This is a genomic window from Salinicoccus kekensis (assembly GCF_900220995.1).
In the GTDB taxonomy this organism is placed as follows: Bacteria; Bacillota; Bacilli; order Staphylococcales; family Salinicoccaceae; genus Lacicoccus; species Lacicoccus kekensis.
Map to the genome: position 1 here is coordinate 350,012 of NZ_OBQF01000002.1, position 20,230 is coordinate 370,241.

At 45.6% G+C, this 20,230-nt stretch carries 19 protein-coding genes, 1 rRNA gene and 1 riboswitch; of the genes, 5 read left to right on the forward strand and 15 right to left on the reverse strand.

Annotated elements, in window-relative coordinates:
- Positions 1–24: 24 nt before the first annotated feature.
- Entirely contained in the window at positions 25–1,452 is a 1,428-nt protein-coding gene (locus tag CRN96_RS06440) for a phosphate--AMP phosphotransferase (protein WP_097040297.1), read from the reverse strand.
- Between the two features lie 146 nt (positions 1,453–1,598).
- Here CRN96_RS06440 and CRN96_RS06445 point away from each other — a divergent pair, with 146 nt between their 5' ends.
- On the forward strand, positions 1,599–3,296 hold the full coding sequence (locus CRN96_RS06445; RefSeq protein ID WP_097040299.1) for a M3 family oligoendopeptidase: 1,698 nt from the start codon (positions 1,599–1,601) through the stop codon (positions 3,294–3,296).
- Positions 3,297–3,368: 72 nt separating this feature from the next.
- Here CRN96_RS06445 and CRN96_RS06450 read toward each other — a convergent pair whose 3' ends face one another.
- The 6 genes from CRN96_RS06450 to CRN96_RS06480 form a co-directional block, all read right to left on the reverse strand.
- Positions 3,369–4,532, reverse strand: coding sequence for an LPXTG cell wall anchor domain-containing protein (locus tag CRN96_RS06450; RefSeq protein WP_097040301.1), 1,164 nt, complete (start codon positions 4,530–4,532; stop codon positions 3,369–3,371).
- A gap of 209 nt (positions 4,533–4,741) precedes the next feature.
- Positions 4,742–5,578 carry a MurR/RpiR family transcriptional regulator gene (locus CRN96_RS06460; protein ID WP_097040304.1) on the reverse strand — a complete coding sequence of 279 codons (837 nt, stop codon included), beginning with the start codon at positions 5,576–5,578 and terminating at the stop codon, positions 4,742–4,744.
- 122 nt (positions 5,579–5,700) lie between these two features.
- The gene (locus CRN96_RS06465; RefSeq protein ID WP_097040306.1) at positions 5,701–7,200 is read right to left on the reverse strand and encodes a sucrose-6-phosphate hydrolase; all 1,500 of its coding nucleotides are present in this window, start codon (positions 7,198–7,200) and stop codon (positions 5,701–5,703) included.
- 12 nt (positions 7,201–7,212) lie between these two features.
- Positions 7,213–7,974 (reverse strand): twin-arginine translocase subunit TatC, encoded by a 762-nt coding sequence (gene tatC / locus CRN96_RS06470; protein WP_097040308.1) that lies wholly within the window; start codon positions 7,972–7,974, stop codon positions 7,213–7,215.
- Positions 7,975–8,018: 44 nt separating this feature from the next.
- Positions 8,019–8,225, reverse strand: coding sequence for a twin-arginine translocase TatA/TatE family subunit (locus tag CRN96_RS06475; RefSeq protein ID WP_097040391.1), 207 nt, complete (start codon positions 8,223–8,225; stop codon positions 8,019–8,021).
- A gap of 44 nt (positions 8,226–8,269) precedes the next feature.
- Positions 8,270–8,905 (reverse strand): redox-sensing transcriptional repressor Rex, encoded by a 636-nt coding sequence (locus CRN96_RS06480; RefSeq protein WP_097040393.1) that lies wholly within the window; start codon positions 8,903–8,905, stop codon positions 8,270–8,272.
- A gap of 133 nt (positions 8,906–9,038) precedes the next feature.
- Between CRN96_RS06480 and CRN96_RS06485 the strand changes: the two genes are divergently transcribed.
- The 3 genes from CRN96_RS06485 to CRN96_RS06495 all read left to right on the forward strand — a co-directional run bounded on the left by CRN96_RS06485 (position 9,039) and on the right by CRN96_RS06495 (position 12,275).
- Positions 9,039–10,958, forward strand: coding sequence for an ABC-F family ATP-binding cassette domain-containing protein (locus CRN96_RS06485; protein ID WP_097040310.1), 1,920 nt, complete (start codon positions 9,039–9,041; stop codon positions 10,956–10,958).
- Positions 10,959–11,387: 429 nt separating this feature from the next.
- Positions 11,388–11,627: a hypothetical protein gene (locus CRN96_RS06490; RefSeq protein WP_097040312.1), complete on the forward strand. Its 240-nt coding sequence runs from the start codon at positions 11,388–11,390 to the stop codon at positions 11,625–11,627.
- 84 nt (positions 11,628–11,711) lie between these two features.
- Entirely contained in the window at positions 11,712–12,275 is a 564-nt protein-coding gene (locus CRN96_RS06495; protein ID WP_097040314.1) for a GNAT family N-acetyltransferase, read from the forward strand.
- Positions 12,276–12,298: 23 nt separating this feature from the next.
- Here CRN96_RS06495 and CRN96_RS06500 read toward each other — a convergent pair whose 3' ends face one another.
- The 7 genes from CRN96_RS06500 to CRN96_RS06530 form a co-directional block, all read right to left on the reverse strand.
- Positions 12,299–13,681, reverse strand: coding sequence for an LLM class flavin-dependent oxidoreductase (locus tag CRN96_RS06500; protein ID WP_179647134.1), 1,383 nt, complete (start codon positions 13,679–13,681; stop codon positions 12,299–12,301).
- A 102-nt stretch (positions 13,682–13,783) separates the two neighbouring features.
- A riboswitch (SAM riboswitch) is annotated at positions 13,784–13,898 on the reverse strand.
- Positions 13,899–14,037: 139 nt separating this feature from the next.
- Positions 14,038–15,057 carry a tRNA (adenosine(37)-N6)-threonylcarbamoyltransferase complex transferase subunit TsaD gene (tsaD, locus tag CRN96_RS06505; protein WP_097040318.1) on the reverse strand — a complete coding sequence of 340 codons (1,020 nt, stop codon included), beginning with the start codon at positions 15,055–15,057 and terminating at the stop codon, positions 14,038–14,040.
- A complete protein-coding gene (gene rimI, locus CRN96_RS06510) occupies positions 15,050–15,508 on the reverse strand; it encodes a ribosomal protein S18-alanine N-acetyltransferase (protein ID WP_245844570.1) in 459 nt (152 codons plus the stop codon). The genes tsaD and rimI overlap by 8 nt, the downstream gene beginning before the upstream one ends.
- On the reverse strand, positions 15,487–16,125 hold the full coding sequence (tsaB, locus tag CRN96_RS06515) for a tRNA (adenosine(37)-N6)-threonylcarbamoyltransferase complex dimerization subunit type 1 TsaB (protein ID WP_097040320.1): 639 nt from the start codon (positions 16,123–16,125) through the stop codon (positions 15,487–15,489). The genes rimI and tsaB overlap by 22 nt, the downstream gene beginning before the upstream one ends.
- The gene (gene tsaE, locus CRN96_RS06520; protein ID WP_097040322.1) at positions 16,106–16,567 is read right to left on the reverse strand and encodes a tRNA (adenosine(37)-N6)-threonylcarbamoyltransferase complex ATPase subunit type 1 TsaE; all 462 of its coding nucleotides are present in this window, start codon (positions 16,565–16,567) and stop codon (positions 16,106–16,108) included. Before tsaE ends, tsaB begins: the two co-directional genes overlap by 20 nt.
- A 120-nt stretch (positions 16,568–16,687) precedes the next feature.
- A complete protein-coding gene (locus tag CRN96_RS06525; protein WP_097040323.1) occupies positions 16,688–17,413 on the reverse strand; it encodes an HAD-IIB family hydrolase in 726 nt (241 codons plus the stop codon).
- Positions 17,376–18,596, reverse strand: coding sequence for a glycosyltransferase (locus CRN96_RS06530; protein ID WP_097040325.1), 1,221 nt, complete (start codon positions 18,594–18,596; stop codon positions 17,376–17,378). Before CRN96_RS06530 ends, CRN96_RS06525 begins: the two co-directional genes overlap by 38 nt.
- Before the next feature lie 247 nt (positions 18,597–18,843).
- Between CRN96_RS06530 and CRN96_RS06535 the strand changes: the two genes are divergently transcribed.
- Positions 18,844–20,022 (forward strand): CDP-glycerol glycerophosphotransferase family protein, encoded by a 1,179-nt coding sequence (locus CRN96_RS06535; protein ID WP_097040326.1) that lies wholly within the window; start codon positions 18,844–18,846, stop codon positions 20,020–20,022.
- A 115-nt stretch (positions 20,023–20,137) separates the two neighbouring features.
- Here the strand turns inward: CRN96_RS06535 and rrf are convergent.
- Positions 20,138–20,230 (reverse strand): 5S ribosomal RNA (gene rrf / locus CRN96_RS06540); the annotation flags it as partial.

Here is a 20,230-nt window from a genome sequence, read left to right on the forward strand (position 1 = left end):
TGGATTATACATTAAAGTGATGGATCACTCATCTTCCAGCACTTTTTCACATGCGGAGATGATTTTCTTCAGCACTTCGATACGTGCGTATCTCTTGTCGTTTCCGGGGATGATGTGCCAGGGTGCATAATCGGTATCCGTCTTTTTGATCATATCTTCACTCGCTTCCAGATACCGATCCCATTTCTCCCTGTTCCTCCAATCCTCGCTGGTGATCTTCCATTGCTTTTCAATGTTGTCCTCGCGCTTTTCAAAACGTTTGAGCTGTTCATCCTTATCCAGGGATAGGAAGAATTTCAGGATGACGGCGCCGGAATTGCAGAGGGATTTCTCAAAGTCCTTGATTTCATCATACGCCTGCGTCCACTCCTTCTGGCTCGCAAATCCCTCGACCCGTTCCACGAGTACCCTGCCGTACCAGCTCCTGTCGAAGAACCCGATATGTCCGCTGCGCGGGATGCTCGTCGCAAAGCGCCATAAGTAATGGTGTGCAAGTTCCATGTCCGTCGGTGCACTGATTGCATTGACCGTATACCCCGTCGGGTCGAGCCGTTCACGGGTCCGTTTTATGTTGCCGCCCTTGCCGGCTGCATCCATACCTTCATATACGAGAATCAGTGGAATCTTATGCTGATACAGCCTGAACTGGATTTCACGCATTTTCAGCTGCAGGTCAGGCAGTATATCCTTATACTCGGATTTTTCAATCTTCTCTTTTTCAAAGTCGAACGTGAACAGTTCCGTCTCGAAGTACCGCGTGAAGTCACTGACGATCCTCGGGACCGGTGTCGTGTTCTCCTTTTCGATCCTTGCCTCCAGCTTTTCAATGATTGTGGAGAACATTGTATTGATCGCTTCATTTTTATTTTCAAAGTCGATTTCAGTCCATGGAATGAGCTGATCTTCTTCCACGAAGTCCTGCATCTCTTCCTCATAATTGAAAAGCTCAAGGTTTTCTTCAAATTCCTCAGCCTTCCATTTGAGGACCGGGTTTTCCTTCAGCTTTTCCAGATGCCTCTGCCTGACTTCCTCAGAAGTATTGACATAAAATTTCAGGACTTCATAACCGTTGTTGTGCAGCATCTTCTCGAAGTTCTGCATATCTTCTGCGATTTCACCATAATCCACCGCAACGTTTTCGGTGATGCCCGCTTCCTTATACTCTATATACTGGGCATACCAGCTTCTGAAATGTATGTTGATGTCACCGGCCTTCGGCAGGTGGTTCCAGAAGCGCTGCATGAAAGGATACCTCAGGTCGATCCCCCTCGCCGGCCTCGTCGCTATGAAGTCCGTATATTTGGCATCGAGCGCCATATACAGTGCATTCGACAGCCTGGATTTGCCTGATGCCGGCGGTCCTTCTATTATGATCATGACCGGAATTTCCATATCATGGGTCTTTCTTGTCACTTCACCTAATTGGTATTCCAATTCTTCATCTATTTCCATATTCACCTTTCCTCCCGTCTTTCTGTTTTCATCTCTTTACTCTACCCGAAAAATGATGACTTTAATGAACGCCCCGTCCTTAAATTTTAGATTGTCATGTATGGGTGTGATAGAATATTCATGACAAACAATAAGGGGGAAACAGAATGGTCACGAAGTTTCATGACTATAAATATGAAAGGCCCGATTTACAGCAAATCTCCAAAGAAGTATCGGAATTGATCGAAAAGTTCAATGCGGCGGACAGCGCAAAAGCGCAGAGTAAAGTCGTCGATGAACTCAATAAGATCTTCAACCATCTGGATACGATGGAGACACTCGCAAATATCCGTGCATCCATAGACACAAAAGATGAGTTCTATGATACGGAAAGGAACTTCTTTGATGAGTACGATCCTGTCATAACTGAAATAAACAACAAGTATTATGATGCGATACTGAACAGTGATTTCCGGTTCGAGCTGGAGGATCTGTACGGCAGACAGCTTTTTGCGCTTGCTGAAAATGAGCTGAAAAGTTACGATTCATCGATCAAGGAGCTGGTGCAGGAAGAGAACCGTCTTTCCACCAGGTACTCGAAGCTTCTGGCTGCTGCAGAGATAGAATTCGACGGTAAAGTATTGAACTTATCCGAATTCGGCCCATATATGCAGGACTCCGACCGCAACACCCGCAAAGAGGCGACACTCGCCGTCCAGGGATTCATGGGGGATAAACTGGATGAGATTGACGATATTTATGACAGGCTCGTCAAGACGCGGGATAAAATCGCCAAAACGCTCGGTTACGAGGACTTCGTTGAACTCGGGTATGTCAGGATGAACAGGATTGACTACGACCGCGACATGGTCGAGAAGTTCAGAAATCAGGTAGCGGAGTACGTGGTGCCTCTTGTCACGAAGTTGAAGGAACGCCAGCGCAGGCGCATCGGTTTGTCAGATTTGAAATCATACGATGAATCATTCGATTTCCTCACCGGCAATGCCGCACCGAAAGGTGACACTGAGGACATAATGGAGAATGGTGCGAAGATGTATAAGGAACTGTCTTCGGAAACGGATGAATTCTACACTTTCATGACCGATCGTGAATTATTCGATGTCGAAGCGAAGAAAGGCAAGGAAGGCGGCGGCTACTGCACGTTCATCCCTGAGTATGATTCGCCTTTCATATTCTCGAACTTCAACGGTACACTGGATGATGTGACGGTGCTGACACACGAAGCGGGGCATGCCTTCCAGACATATATGTCACGCTTCGACGTTCCTGAATATCAGCTCCCGACATTTGAATCTGCGGAAATCCATTCAATGAGCATGGAATACTTCACTTATCCATGGATGGACCTGTTCTTTGAAGAAGATACGGATAAATTCAAATTTTCCCATATGGCGGACAATATATCGTTCCTCCCTTACGGTGTGGCGGTTGATGAATTCCAGCACATCGTCTATGAAAATCCGGAAATGACACCCGCAGAGCGCCGCAATGAATGGAAGAAGCTTGAGGAAAAATATTTGCCGCACAGGGACTACGATGGCATTGAGCCCCTTGTGGATGGTTCCTTCTGGCACCGCCAGGGCCATGTGTTCGGTGCACCGTTCTATTATATCGACTACACTCTGGCACAGGTGTGTGCCCTCCAATTCTGGCAACGTGCGAACGAAGACTTTGAAGCAGCATGGAAAGATTATGTCGCACTGTGCAAACTTGGCGGTTCACTGCCGTTCAACGCTTTAGTCAATGTCGCCGGACTCAGGTCGCCATTCGAGGAAGGCAGCCTGAAAGAGGTCATCGAGGAAGCCGACCGCTATCTGGAAGCGATAGATGATACGAAACTTTAATTTAAACCGTCCCTGAATGAAAAAGAACGGGCGCTCCCCTGCTGGGAAGCGCCCGTTCTTTTGTTGATCAAGTTATTCCTGCCGCGGTCTTTTGGTCATGAAGAACAGGATGGTGCCGGCCGCAATCAGCATGATGCTGTATAAGTAGTTATAATTGCTTGCTTCACCGGTATTCGGCAATACATCACGATCCGACGATGTGATGCCCGCTTCATTTTTGATCTCTTCTTCAAGTTCCAGGACATCCTCTTCGGAAACTTCATCCTCTTCAAGGATTTTGGAAGTCATGATGCGGTTGACCCTCTTGTCGAGGAGTTCAAGGGATTCATCCGATTCCCCCGGACTGAAGCTGATCCCGCTCAGAATATCCCCGTGGTCATAACGGTGGAGTTTTTTCCCTGCCGTGCCGGGATGATTTTCATACAAGGCTTCTTCTGCCTCTGCAGCCTCATATTCCTCTGTATTCCAGCTGCCGGCATCCTCAAGCTGTTCTGCGGACGGCTCTTCATAATGATATTCATAGCTCTCTAAAGTTTCACTCTGTTCTTCTTCAACAGGCTGTGAAGGTTCGTCGTCGGTGAAATTGCCATCCTGTACCGGCTGTCCGGATTCAATCGGATTTTCCTGTGCATCATTGAACTCAGGCTCACCGTTATCCACATTGCCGCCGTCACCGATGATCTCCTCATCTCCCCCGCCGTGGAATTCATCCGCTTCGTTTCCTTCGCCATGAGTTATCTCTTCCGGCTCTTCAAATGCAGGTTCTTCGGCTTCAGGTTCCTCAATTACAGAATCCTCATCTGCCGGGGCTTCCTCGGCCGGATCTTCCATGACAGGCTCTTCGGTTCCGGACTCCTCAATTACAGGCTCTTCAGGTCCTTCAACCTCAACCGGAAGCGTCTCTTCCTCGATTGTTTCAAATGCCTCTGCCTCGACACCATCGGCTGGTTGTAAAATGGCTTCATCTTCAGAGGCCCGGGATGCTTCTGCAGGTATATCTTCCACCGTTTCTGCCGAACCGTCCTCCGGCACTGTTCCTGCTTCATTCAGACTCTCTGCAGCCTCTTCACCCTCATCCAACGGTGCATCTTCTGCACCGTCATCTATATCATTTTCTACCTGATAGTTTTCATCTATATCTTCATTCGCCTCGGCAATATGGTCATTTGCCGAGTTGAAAAGTGTTGATGTGATGAGTATGGATATTAGTGTGATCTTCAAGTGCTTTTTGTCCATATCTTTCCCTCCATACTTTCAAACATGTATATACTGTTCAAAATGCTTAAACTCAGTATATAGAATATGCATATTCGTATCTACATAATTTGAAAGATGTAACACACCCTTAATACTACCCGGCTTATGTTTCAATTTTGTTTCAATAAATATCTTTTGTAATATTCGGCGCAAAAAAAAAGAGAGGGTGTCATCCACCCTCTCCGGCATTAATGTGTAGCATCATATGTTTTCATAATGGTATCGTAGGCCGAACTCCCGAGTTCCCGGCATACATAGAAGAATAAAACGTCGCATATCACCAGCTGTGCGATTCTGCTCGTCATATTCATATACTGGATATTCGTTTCTTCTTCCGTGATTTCAATCGCAAGATCGGAATGCCTTTTTGCGATCGAAGCATGGTTCTGTGTGAGGATCACGATTTTTATGCCGAGCGCTTTTGCCTTCTTGACGACTTCTATGACTTCCGCCGTCTTGCCGGATAAGGTGATGACGAATAAAACATCATCTTCCCTGGCATTGGACAACCGTGTCAGGCATAGGTACTTATCTGCTGTGAAAAATGCATTGACGTTCACCCTGTGGAGTTTCTGCTCTATATCATGGCCGACATTCGCCGAATCACCGACGCCGAAGATGAAAGTGTTATCCGCCTTCAGAATCAGATGTGCGGCTTCCTCCATCACTTCACGGCTGACGATCTTCTCGGTGTTATACAGTGCCTGGATCGTGTTTTTGAACACTTTGTCGAATATATCCCTGTGATTATCCGCTTCAAGATCGATGACTCTGGAGATCTTTTCTTTTTCCAGTGTATGTAATTCCTTCGCCAATTCGACTTTCAATTCTTTGATGCCTGCAAGCCCGACCCTCTTGGCAAAACGGACGATCGCCGCATCGCTTGTGTTACTGTTGAAAGCAATGTCCTTCACTGGCATATTAATGATCTTCCTTGGATTCTCCAGGATGAAATTAGCAATTCTCTGCTCCACCGGCGTCATGTATTCCTGTCTTTTGTTGATCTGGCTCAGTACCGAAAACATATTTTTTCCTCCAAACTTTTTCAATCCGTCACACTCAGAAAATATTTAAGCAATTATAACATGGTTTGGACTGCTTTATTATAATTTAACAAATTATTACTGAATTTTACATATTTCAGCTTTTAATTTTGATATATTATTTCTTCATGCGGCAGAGGTTTCAAATCATAGCGCGTCAAATTGACGTAGCACTGCCCGCTCTGGGTGGCAAGTTCCACACCGACCGCATCTTTTTCGGGGAAGATTCTTGCAGACATCACTGCTGCGCCGTCATTGATGAAGATTTCGACACTTGAAATGTCCATGAAGATCTGCAGTTTATACAACGGTTCTTCCAGCCGGACGGAACGGTCGAAATCCTCCACGCCTTCCGGCTGTTCACCGCTGAAGGAAGTGTCCAGGGTGAATCTCTGCTCGTCCGCCTCATAGATCAGGCGTGTTTCATCCCTTTTCCCCACACGGAGATGGAGGTATATTTCAGAGGCATCATATTCGTTGAAATCGATGATAAGCTCGTAGGCATCCCCGTAAAAATCCCTCATACGCTTGTTATAATGCTTGAAATAACCGAGTGCAGTCATTTCATTCACCCTTAACTCATGCAGGTCGGGGTGCGGTGTCTGCCTCAGTTGATCACCTTCGGCCTCCAGTATGCGCGGGATGCTCAAAGTGTGCCTGACATGGAATTTTTCATCCGGATACGTGGTGGTCGGCATTCCGAGTGTCCCGATCATCACCCGGCGGCCGGTCTTGTCAGTGAATATCCGGGGTGCATAAAAATCGAATCCTGCATCGAATTCCCTGAAGTCGCCGTGGGTCATCACAGCATCCTCAAAATCGATCGAACCGATCATATAACCGGACTGGTAATTATTCCTGAAGAAGTCACCGTACCGGTCAACGCCCTGGGGAGAGAATACGAGCACATCCCGGCCATCCGCCGTGAAGTGTCCCGGATACTCCCAGAGCCACCCGAACTCATCGAATCCGGTATCAAGATCACCCATATGATTGAATGTGGATGATTCATCCGCACCAAAGACCGCGATGCGTCCCCTGCCATCCCGTGTTTCTGCACCGATGAGCATGTAATACCTGCCCCCCGACACCACCATGGCCGGGTCCTTCATCTGCCTGTAATATGCTTCAAAACCTTCAATCAATGGCACAGTATGTTTCTTCAGCTTATGATCCAAATCCATGGCAGCCGCAAGCACCTTATATGTGCATCTGCTGCGGACATCAGAGCGGCCCACATAGAAGAGATGGTTTTCTTTATTGATATGTACAGCGGAGCCCGCTGACAGCCCCCCGCTGTCGAACAGTGTGTCCGGTTTGAGTTTCACGCCTGCATTCTTAAAATCGGCAAGGTTTTTCGAGGTCACATGGTACCAGTACTGCTCATCCTCATCAAGCAGGGGAAGCCATGTATAAAACAGATGATACATATCACCTGCTGCATCATAAAATATTGCAGCAGGTGCATTTAAAGCGCCAAAAACACTCCCTATATGGTATTTTTGACGCCACGGGCTGCTTTTGACATGTTCAATATACGAATTTAGATCGTCACGGCTCAAAGTTTCCAACGCCTTCAACTGAATATCTTCATGTCTGTCCACCCGGTCTCCCCCCTAATCTTCGTTCAATGATTCTTCCAATGCCTTCTCTTCTGCCTTCAAATATCGTTTATAGCCATATTTGGAAATGACGATGCTGACCTCATACAGTAAAATCATCGGGATGGTCAAGAGTATGTGTGTCATGAAGTCCGGCGGAGCAATGACTGCAGCAATGATGAAGAGAATGAAATAAGCATATTTCCTGTTCTTCTTCAACAGCATCGGTGTGATGATGCCGAGCTGTGTGAGGAACAATACGAGGATCGGCATCTGGAATATGACGCCGAACGGCAGCACTGTACGGAACAGGAAGCCGAAGTACTGGTTGATTCCAATCGTGGTCGCAATACCCATCTGTTCCGAGAGGTCGAAAGTGAAATGGACGATGTAAGGCACGACGATGAAATAACTGAATGCCATGCCGGTAAGCATCAGGACCATCACTATCGGTATATAGCTCAAGGTCATTTTCTGTTCATTGCTGTAAAGCCCTGGCGAGATGAATGCCCATAGCTGGTAAAGTATCACAGGGAGAATGACCACAAAAGCGATGATCACGATGACCATCAAGTATATTTTAATCGGATCGGCAACCTGGAACGCATGCATCTGGATATTGGCCGTCCAGGGTGCATTCTGCATTTGATAAATTAAAGGTTGGGATAAAAAAAAGCCGACAATCAATGCAGCAACAAAAAAATACATTATGATGAGCAGCCGCTTCCTCAGCTCATCCAAATGCTCCATGATTTCCTTCTTTTCTTCATTGTGCATAATCAGGGTCACCTCTTAAAAAAAGGTGGCTTCCGCCACCACTGTTATTTCGTATCAGATTCAATTTTCTTCGGCTCTTTTTTCTTTTCTTCTTCCTCGTCATCATCGTCCGCAAGTCCCCTGGTCGCATCCTTGAACTCTTTTAATGTAGACCCGACCGCGCGTCCGAACTGCGGTAACTTCTTCGGCCCGAATATGATCAGGGCCACTACTGCGATGACGATCAAACTCACCGGTCCGACGGCCATCATTAATGTTGATGGTAATAAAAATGTAAGCATGCTGTATTCCCCTCCTATAGATTCTTCATATAAAAGAATAATGCCTGTAGTTCTACTCCCAAATCAATGTTATGTACATAGATGTCCTTATCCAGATCCAGCCTGGTCGGCGTGAAGTTCAAAATGCCTTTGACACCTGCATCGACAAGCCTCTCTGCCATTTCCTGACTTGCTGATACCGGAAGAGTCAGGATTGCAACTTCCACATTCCCTTTTTCGATGATGTCTTCAAGTTCACTTTCATGATGTACCTCGACATCATTGATTTTGGTGCCGATCAGTTCCTCATTGCTGTCGAGGCCTGCAACAACATTCATCTTATCACTTAAATTACTGAACTTATAATTTAATAATGCGCTGCCAAGGTTACCCACACCAACAAGTATGATGTTCTTCTTGTCCGTACCCTGGATATGTTCCATGAAAAAGTTCAAAAGACTCTTAACGTTATAACCGTATCCTTTGCGTCCAAGCTCACCGAAATATGAGAAATCCCTGCGGATCGTGGCTGAGTCGATATCCAAAGCTTCACTTATTTCTCTTGATGACACCCTGTCAACAGCTGCTTCTTCCGCCTGCTTAAAATATCTGTAATACAGAGGTAGCCGCTTCATGGTGGCGTTAGGAATTCTCTTCTTTGTATTCACAATCAATTACACCTGCCTGTTGTGCTAATGTAATCCATTATAGCACACACCCTGCAATCATACATAATAATGTCAATGATTTTCCATCGTCTTTTTTCACATAGTATTGTAAACTGAAGGAAAGTGAGGGAATTTTATGATTGTAATGCAATTGTCCAATTTAAGAAAATCTTTTGTCACCGATCTGGTCTTCGATAAAGTCACCCTCGAAGTCAAATCGGGTGAAAATATAGGCATCGTCGGCAAGAACGGTGCCGGTAAAACGACCCTGATGAAGATCATGGCCGGTGAAATGGGTTATGACGGCGGCAGCATCAGCATGCCGAAAGGGACGTCGATCGGTTACCTGACCCAGCAGATGACGCTGGAATCAAAATTCACGGTCCGTGAGGAAATGATGCGTCCATTCGAAGATCTTCTGGCACTGAAGGCTGAAATGGATACGGTCACCCGCTGGCTCGGCGATAATGAATATTCGCATCCACAGTACGAGGAGTATGTGGATAAGCTCGCAAGGCTTCAGAATGCCTTTGAAAATGCAGATGGCTATAATATCGACTCCAGCATCAAAATGGTCCTGACCGGCCTGAATTTTGACATTGCTGATCTTGACCGTCCTGTGGATGAGTTCTCAGGCGGCCAGAAGACGAGGCTGTCACTGGCACAGATGCTCCTCCGTAAGCCCGATGTGCTCCTCCTCGATGAACCGACGAACCATCTGGATGTGGAAACCGTCGAGTGGCTTGAGCACTATTTGAAGAATTTCCAGGGTGCGGTCGTCATCATCAGCCACGACAGGTACTTTTTGGACAAGACCGTCGATAAGATCTTTGAAGTGGAGCTCGGGAAAGGCACCCTCTATCACTCGAATTATTCAAAATATGTCATCGAAAAGGAAAAGCGCCACCAGCTGGAGATGAAGCAGTACGAACGTCAGCAGAAAGAGATATCGAAACTTGAAACTTTCGTTGAGAAGAATATTGCGCGGGCCTCGACAAGCGGCATGGCGAAAGACAGGCGTAAAAAGCTTGAGATGATGGAGAAGGTCAATGCACCGAGGCAGGACCATAAAAATGCCGATTTCTCATTTTCAATCCGGCGGGAAAGCGGCAATGACGTCTTCCGGGTCAAGGACCTCACCATCGGTTATGACGAAGTGCTGAACAGCGGCATCAGCTTCAGCGTTGAAAAAGGCGACAGACTCGCCATACTCGGTCCGAACGGCATCGGCAAATCGACGCTTGTAAAAACCATCGCAAAGAAAATTTCCAAAATCAGCGGGGAAATCGTTTACGGGACCAATGTCTCGATCGGCTACTACGATCAGAAACAGGCCGAGTTCACTTCCGATAAGAACGTGCTTGAGGAACTGTGGAGCGAGTACCCGGAAATGAAGGAAAGCGACATCAGAAAAATTCTGGGCCGTTTTTTATTCACACAGGATGAAGTGCTGAAAAGCGTGAATGATTTAAGCGGCGGGGAAAAGGCAAGGATACAGCTGGCAAAGCTGATGCTTGAGAAGAATAACGTCCTGATACTGGATGAGCCGACGAACCACCTGGATATAGACAGCAAGGAAGTGCTGGAGGATGCACTGGATGATTTTGAAGGCACGATCATCTTCGTCTCACATGACAGATACTTCATCAACCGCATTGCCGACCGCATACTCGAGATACAAAAAGAAGATGTCTTCCTCGTGAACGGCGACTATGATTATTTCCTTCATAAAAAAGAGGAGAAGCGGCAGATGGAAGTTCCCCCTGCTTCGGCGAAAGAGAAAGCATCTCCGAAAGAGAACCTCGATTATGAGGAACAGAAAAAACTCCGTAATGAGATCAGCAGATTGAAAAAGCAGGTCAAACAGTACGAAGAGGAAATCGCCCTGCTGGAAACCGAGATAGAGGATCTGGAGACCCGTCTTCTGGATCCTGATATATACAATGATTACACCAAGTCTGCAGAGCTGAATACACAGCTCATCAAAAAGAATGAAAGACTTGAGCAGGTCATGGATGAGTGGGCGGAAAGTGAAGAACTGCTCACGGAATCATAGAAGAAGCGTTTGGTCCATGACCATCCGCTTCTTTTTTTATGGGTGTTCGGTGTATAAGGTGACTAGTCAGAATTATAGATCATCACAGATTTATACACAAAAGCAAGGTGATTATAGCGCTATTTCAAGGAGTTATCCACAATTTCCACATAAACACGCAAAGTTATCCACACTTTTACCCACAGCTGTGGGTAACTTATTCAACAGGACTTTTAAAGTTGCCCACAAGTTATCCACAGGTTGTGGATAAAACAAATGTTCCCTGTTGACAAACTCAAATGAAGAGTAAGCCGTCTGAGGACAGAATATATGTTCGCAAAATCGAAGATGAGAGTTACCCATGCTTTTCACCCGGTGCGGTGAATGGTGTTTAAGAATACCGGAATGATGGTAAACAAACTATACAATGATTCAAAGGAGCGTGTAATAATGACTGAAGAACATAAGGATCAGGCTGAAAAGATGAGGGAAGAAGCCAGAAAACAGGCTGAAGAAGGCCAGGAACAAAAAGCACAGATGAAAGAGAAAGCTCAGCCGGGACAAGGCAACTTCAAAGATGATGACACGAAAGCCTGGGCGAAGCAGGATGAGACACAGGGCAGCAGAAACGCCCAGGAAGAAGAAATCCAACAGGAAAAAGGCAACAATCAGTTCAACCAGTACAGATAAATTTAAAATACCAATTTTAAAGAAGGCCTCCGGCCTTCTTTTTGTTATCATTAGGATAAATAAAAGAGATATGGAGGGATTTCAATGGACGATTACAAAGTATTGCTTGCAAAACATCAGCGGCTGGAGACTCAGCGGCTGATCCTAAGGCCGGTCACTTTGGAGGATGCCCGGGATATGCACGAATATGCCTCGGATGAAGAAACGACGTATTATGTATTTGACCGCCATGAATCGCAGGCTGACACGGAGAAGGCGATTGTGGAGTATTTCCTGGAGCGCCCGCTTGGAAAGTACGGCATTGAACTGAAGGATTCCGGCAAAATGATCGGGACGATTGAACTGAGAAGAAAAACCGAAGATTCGAGGGGGATTATCGGCTATACCCTGAATAAAACCCACCATGGCAGAGGGCATATGACCGAAGCCGCTGAAGCGATATTGGAATTGGGCTTTGAAGTCCTCGGTCTCGATTGCATCGCGGCGATGTTCGATGAGCGGAACACCGCTTCCGGGAAAGTCCTTGAACGTCTCGGCATGCAGAAGGAAGGCGTATTGAGGCACGTACATAAATGGAAGCAGGGCGAATATTTCAATGATGTGTATTATTCGATATTGAAAGATGAGTATGAAGAAAGGCAGTCCTGAAATCAGGACTGCCTTAAATATACTTAAATATGCACCTTATCAGCCAATTTCACTTTTCTTGCGTGATGGCTCTCAGGGATCCTCACCCTGCCTTTTCCAAAAAGGTTCTCCCTTAAAGTCGATGCTTCATATTCTGTCCTGTAACTGCCGCGCTCCTGCAGCACAGGGATGACAAGCTCGATGAAGTCCTCGAAAGTTGAAGGGCTTGATGCCTGTATAATGTTGAAGCCGTCTGCATCACCTTCGTTCGCCATGGCTTCCAGCTCATCTGCAACCTGTTCAGGTGTGCCGATGACCTTTGTTGCGCCGATGCCGAGGCCGTGATGGAGTATCGCTTCCCTCACTGTCCATTTCCTTGTGGTGCTCGCGGAATATTTCTTCAGGAAACCGTGGGAAGCTTCCGTCGTGACATCCTCTACATACTCGTCCGGGTCATATTTTGAAAAATCGACGCCTGTATGGCCTGAAAGCATTGCCGCCGTCCCTTCATAGCTGACGTACGTCAGAAGCTCTTCATATTTTTCCTGCGCTTCCTCTTTCGTACGGCCGACAATCGGCACGATGCCCGGGAATATCTTGATATCGTCTGCATTTCTGCCGTTCTCCACTGCACGTTCCCTCATTTCAGAGGTGAATGCCTTCAGCTCATCGAGGTCGCTTGCGAGTGTCGTAAACAGGGCTTCTGCATGTTTTGCGGCAAATCCCTTCCCTTTTGATGAAGCGCCTGCCTGGAATAAAACAGGTGTGCGCTGGGGTGAAGGTTCCACCAGGTGTTCGCCCGGTACATTGAAAAATTCACCTTCATGGTTTATCGGGTGCACCTTTTCAGGATTCGTATAGACTCCGGTCTCTTTATCCGCCACCACTGCATCCTCTTCCCAGCTGTGCTCCCACAATTTATAAACGACATCCATATATTCATCCGCACGGTCATACCTTGTATCATGGTCGATCTGCCCTTTCATTCCGAGGTTGACCGCTTCACTCTCCAGGTAGGAGGTGACGACATTCCATGCTATGCGGCCTTTCGTCAGATGATCCAATGTTGAAAATTCGCGTGCAAGCTTATATGGCTGGGTGTAAGTAGCAGAATACGTCGGCGCAAAGCTCAGATGATCCGTGACCGCGGCCATCGCTGATATTTGGAGCAGCGGGTTATGTAGCGGCACCTGCACGGCATTTTTTACCGCAGCATCCGGACTGTCGCCAAATACGTCATAAATACCCATCACATCTGCTAAAAACATCGCGTCGAACTTGCCTTTTTCAAGAAGTTTCGCAAGATCGGTCCAGTAATCCAGATCACCATGGCGGTGGCCCTGGTCTTTTGGATGGCGCCATAATCCAGGGGAATGCGGCGCTACAGTATTTTGAGTGAAACCATTCAGACGAATTTGTTTTTTCATAATAACCTCTCCTCATATCATTGATCAACTTAATTCTTAGCGGATAACCAGGAATAAAAAAAGGCCTCTTCCTGAGGAAGAGGCACTGATGAAAGCTGCTCTTCCTCATCTTTCAAGCATGACGCTTGTTGGAATGGGCACCTTTCAACTTTTTTTAAAAAAGTGAGGTTGCCGCAGGATCTCAGGACCAATTTCCTCCCCTGGCTCTCGATAAGGAATCTATTCATTTTTAAGTTAAGTACCATACTAACAGGGTATGAATATTCTGTCAAATAGTAATTTTTAGAAAACGTTTTTATGAAGAGATAATTATACAAAAGCCCTGATCTGTGGAACAGACCAGGGCGCTGAATGTATTAATGTGTGTATTCTTCAATATCTATGAAATTGCGGCCGTTCAGATTGAGGTCTGAGAAATGACCCTTCAAATATAGTTGATATGCAGCGGCGCCGATCATCGCTGCATTATCCGTGCAGAATTTGAGGGCCGGTATATGCAGGGTGATATTGTGCATTCTTGCGAGCTGATCGAACCTTGCACGCAGACCGCTGTTTGCAGCCACGCCGCCTGCGATGATGAGGTGTTTGACTTTATATTCCTCAACCGCCTGCATCGTCTTGCTGGTGAGCACGTCCACCACACTGTGCTGGAATGATGATGCGACATCTTTTGGATCCACTTCAAGGCCTTTCTGCCTGTGATTGTGGAGTGAGTTGATCACGGCGGATTTCAAGCCGCTGAAACTGAAGTCATAACTGCCTTCAAGATAAGCTCTCGGGAAGTCGAACGTATCCTGCCCCTCTTTGCTCAGACGGTCGATATGAGGGCCGCCCGGGTAAGGGAGCCCGATGACGCGGGCCACTTTATCATATGCCTCCCCCACTGCATCATCTCGCGTTTCACCGATGACTTCAAAATTCAGGTGGTCCTTCATGTAAATCAGTTCAGTGTGCCCGCCTGAGACGATCAGAGCCATCAATGGGAAGGTCAGTTCCTCCTCCAGCTGGTTTGCGTAAATATGGCCTGCGATGTGATGGACGGGAATGAGGGGCAGGTCATGTGCAAAGCTGAATGCCTTCGCTGCATTGATGCCCACCAAGAGCGCCCCGATGAGCCCCGGCCCTTCCGTCACCGCGACAGCATCCAGCATGTCCGGTGTCATGGAAGCTTCCTCCAATGCCTGCTCGATCACAAGCGTGATCGATTCCACATGGTGCCTGGAAGCGACCTCGGGCACTACGCCGCCGAACCGTTTATGACTCTCTATCTGGCTGACGACGACATTCGACAGCAATTCACTGCCGTTCCTCACGATGCTGCACGCTGTTTCATCACAGCTTGTCTCAATGCTTAATATTGTTATATTTTCATTCATCCAGTTTCACCCACATGACATGTGCATCCTCTCCGGGTCCGTAATAGTCTTTCCGGATTCCCCCGTAGGAGAATCCTTCTTTTTCGTAAAGGCTTTTAGCGGAATCATTATCGACGTTCACTTCCAGTGACAGTGTCGTCGTGGATTCCGCCGAGTACTCTTTAATGAACTTCAGTAATTGATGACCAAATCCGTGACCCCGCTGGTCTTCCCTGATGGCGATCGTCGTGATCTGGCTCTGGTCGAGTATCAGCCAGAGGCCGCAGTATCCGATGATTTCGGAATCCTTCTCCATGACGAAATAATGTGCGAACTTATTGGCCGCGACTTCCCTCAGGAAAGCTTCTTTCGTCCATGATGATTTGGTGAAGGACGCCGTTTCTATGGTGTGGACGGCATCGATATCTTCAATCCCCATCGGCCTTATCGTTATTGATTCTTTTCCATCCAATTTTTCTCGGCCTCCGATATTCTTAAATACTCCGGCACCACTTCATGTGCGTCCACAGGTACCAAAGCGCCTTTATAATTCACAACATTACCGATGCGGCTCATCACGTGGGTGACTTCCGCTTCAAAATTCCTTTTTAATGCAGTGTTCATGATTATCTGCGCACCATATTTCTTTACTTCCTCATTGAATGCTGCGAAATCCATATGTTCCGGTTCCTTTATTACATCAAAAGAATTACCGTCCAGCTCGTAGATTGCGCCATATACGTTTCCTCTGCGTGCATCAATCACAGGGGCCACTACTCCGCGGTAACTTGCCGCCATCACAAAAAGACTGGAAACAGTATATAAAGGGAGGTTCAATGCCACAGCAAGGGTTTTTGCCACCGTCACCCCGATTCTTATTCCGGTGTAGGATCCAGGTCCGTTTGAGACGATGATTTGTTCCAATTCATTTTTCTCCACCTTAACCATATCCAACAACTCAGCAATATACGGCATCAGTGTTTCCGAATGTGTTCTTTTTATATTGATATTGATTTCACCCAATATGATCTCATCAGTGACTGCAATCGATAATACTTGATCGGATGTATCAATCAGTAAACTCTTCATAAATTTCTTTGACCACTCTTTCATTTTTACTCCCTGTGCCTTCAAGCGTTATGATCCTCTGATCATCCATCATTTTAATATCCAGAGTTATATATGACTCCGGCAAAAATTCTTCTATATATATGTACCATTCTATGATGACTAAAGCACCGTCATTGAAATACTCGTCAAAACCCAAATCTTCATCACTATCTTCCAATCTGTAACAATCCATATGATGAATGGGCAGATCCCCTTTGTAGGATTTAATGATATTGAATGTAGGAGAAGTGATATGCCGTTTTACCCCAAGCTTCTTCCCCAGGAATTGAGAAAATGTCGTTTTCCCTGCGCCTAAGTCACCGGATAAAAGGAGGACGAGATTCGGATATACTTTTTCACCGAACAGTCCGGCTAAACGCTCCATATCGTCTAAAGAAGATACAATAATTTCTTTTTCCATCATTATGACTCCTATCCATAAGTTCCTCAACCATTATATCAAAAAATAAATAATACATATAAAAAAAGAGACCATACCGGTCTCTTTACATATTACATTTGATCTCCAATAAATACAAAGCTATTTGCCTGTTCCGTAGAAATGCTGCCATGCTTCAAGTATGCCTTGTGCGTGGGGATAATTCGCCCGAAAGAGCATATCATTCTCCTTTATCTCTGCCAGCTCTGCCCGTGCATTCGAGACGATTACAGCCGGATAACCTGCCGTCAGCATGTCCAGATCGTTGCCCGAATCGCCCGCCACAAGAATATTCGCACCTTTTTCTACATATTTATTGATTGAAAACTTGAGTGCTTCGCCTTTGCCGCCGCCCCTTGGTAAAATATCCACATCTCTATTTGAACTGAAAATGAAAGTGTGGGGTATTTGTCTTTTTAAAAGTTTTGCTTCCAACGCTTTTGCAGGGCGGGGCCCGTCTGAATAAAAAGAGACACGTCTCTTGTCAGGCAGATTCTGGCACGTGAGTCCGGGAATATTTTTTGCAGCTTTAAGAATTTCATCCGGGTACCATTCAATGGTCATTTTCTTTTTCCACTCTTTATCTTCTGAAAAATCAGAACCTGAGTAGATGGCTGTCCCAACGTCAGTAATGAGTAAATCCGGAATCGGCAGTGATTCTTCATAGATGAGCTTAGCTGCAGAATCCCGGTGCCGTCCTGTAATATATGCAAGCGATGTAAGTTCTTTAAGCGTTTCGTAATGAGATAAAAGGTTCTTTAATCCTGTTCTGTCCCCTACAAAAGTACCATCAAGATCCGTCGCTAACAAATGACGAATTTTCTTCATTGTATACCACCTCATATAAGTCCTGCGTCAAATTCGCGATGGACGACCAGGTGAACAGCAGCCTAGCACGCTTCATTGCTCCCCGCCCCAAGGTCTCAGCATAGTCCGGTTCTTCTGCCATCTTATGCATTGCTCGTGCGAGTGCTTCTGAATCTTCAGGTGGCACCAGTATTCCGGTTTGTCCGTCTTTTACCACATCTTTCAATCCGCCCGTTTCAGAAGCGATGACTGGTGTACCGCATCCTTGTGCTTCTGCAGCCACCATGCCAAACGATTCATAATAAGAGGGCACAATAACGGCTGTCGCCTTGGAGAACAACGCTGCGAGTTCTTCCTGTGATTTTGGTCCAAGAAAAGTCACCCTGTCTTCAATACCATTGATGGCTTCACAAAGGTCAGCGGTGATGGGTACACCCGTCGTTGCGTCAATATCATCTTCGTCTCCCCCTGCAAGAATCAATTGGCCTTCCTGGCCCTCTTTCACAAGGTTTTGAAAAGCTTCTAAGAGAGTGAACAAACCTTTAGTTTCTTCAAAACGACCGGCGTAGACAAAGAGCGGTTGTACGGGCGGTTTGTGAAGCGGCGTTTCTTCAAAGATTTCCGCTACTCCAATAGGAATGACAGAGATAACCGCTTTCGGGCCAGCAAATCTTTTAATGATTTTCTTTTCAGTCGGGGTCGTCGCTATGACGCAATCTGCATTTCTAAGCACCCTTTTTTCAGCTCTCAGCCGTCTTCCTTCGGGTACTCCTGTGGCTGCAGCTTTTGCGACACCCAGTGAATGTGATGTATGCACGACTGGTATGCCGAATTCTTCTTTTACAGCAAGTCCAAGAAGTCCAGACATCCAGTAATGGCTATGAATAATATCATACTCTTTTAAATTAAGTAACGATTTCATTTCTTTATAGAAATCATCGAGAAGATCTGCTATTTCTGCCTTTGGGACAAAACCTTTCCTCCCCGCTGCGATACGAATGACCCGGCATGATTTGCCGAACCTTTCTATCCGGGGGGCATTTTCATCGCTCCAATGAGTGACCACATCTATCACCAGTCCACTATCAGAAAGGTAATTCGCCAGTTGTTTGACGTAGTTATTCTGGCCACCCGCCTGCTCCCCACCTAATTCCGCAAGTGGGTCACCATGATCTGAAATGAACAATATTTTTCGTACATTCAAATGACTCCACCCTTTCCTTAATATTTAGAAATATCACGTTGTAATTAACATGATATTTACATTGAACGTTAATTTTACCAATATTCTGAAATGTCGTATCCTTATTTTAACACATTCTTTACATTGAGTATCCGTTTTATACCCGAAATGCAACTACTTAAACAACTCACAGAGTAAAAAACTATGAATATGGGTATAAATATATAGGGTGAACGAATATGTATTAACGTAAAGGAGGAGATGATTTATGAAACTTAAAACTTTTAAATGGTACGAATCTCTATTCATCAATCTTAAAATAACTGCCGCACGGCTTGTTGCCAAAGTGATGCCGAAAAATAAGAATCCAATAGTACTCGTCGGAGGAAACTTAGGAGAGAAATACGAAGACAATGCATCGGTTTTCCATACATATCTCGTTGAAAACCGCCAGGATCTAAAGACATATTGGATGTATGACAAGAATTTTGACTACGTCCAAGCAGAAAATATCCCGTATGCCGTCCCACTTGGCAGCTTTAAGAATTACTTATTGTTTTTCAGAGCTGACTATACATTCCATGGCCACTCCATCCTTTATGATATTGCACCGAATATGGATGAGTATATCCACCTCAATAAAAAAACGGTGATGACACATGTCAGCCATGGAATTGAAGGCTTTAAAAAAATATTAATACAACCTGAAGATAAACCCCTTCTTAATCGAACTGACTTTTTTAATTGCGCTTCCGAGTATGAACGCGATATAAAATTAAATGGTTGGAAATTCCCGGAAGAAAAATTGATTACTACAGGCATGGCTCGCTTTGACCGTTTACAGCCCGACAGTCCGTCAAAGAAAGTACGTAACATACTTTTAATGATGACATGGAGAGAATGGTTGCTTGATCTTACCGAAGAAGAGTTTTTGGAAAGTGATTACTTCCGGTGTATGGTGAATCTGTTGAACGATCCTGAATTGAAAGAGCTTATTGCAACTTATCGCCTTAATATAAAAGTTGTATTACATCCTTTTATGAAAACTTACGAAGATTATTTCAAGCCTTTAGAGAATGGAACCAGGGTCTCATTGATCACTTTTGATGAAGCTTCCATTAAAGATGAAGTGATTGATGCTGATATGCTGTTGACTGATTACACAAGTGTTTCATGGGATTTTTTATATCAGAACAAACCAATCATTTTTTATATGTTTGATCAGAAAGTGCTGGAGGAAAAACGTGGCAGCTATCTCGACCTGAATAAGGATTTATATGGATACAAAGCAAGTGATATAAAAGAAGTCATTAATATATTGGAACAAATCGTCACAGGCGAAAATAAAAATCCCTGGTATGAGAAGGCGGAGTATTACTTCGATTATTTTGATCAGGAAAACTGCCGTCGCCTGGCAGATAAAGTCATCGGCCCTCCTGCAGTATGAGAGTAAGCTGATCGATAAGCAGCCGCAGGATACATCCTGCGGCTGCTTTAATTTTCCTATACTAAAAAACAACACAAAAAAAGATCCAATCACTGGGATCGGATCTTAACTATTTGCCTGGCAGCGTCCTACTCTGGCAGGACGTATGTCCAACTACCATCGGCGCTGGAGAGCTTAACGGCTGTGTTCGGCATGGGAACAGGTGTGG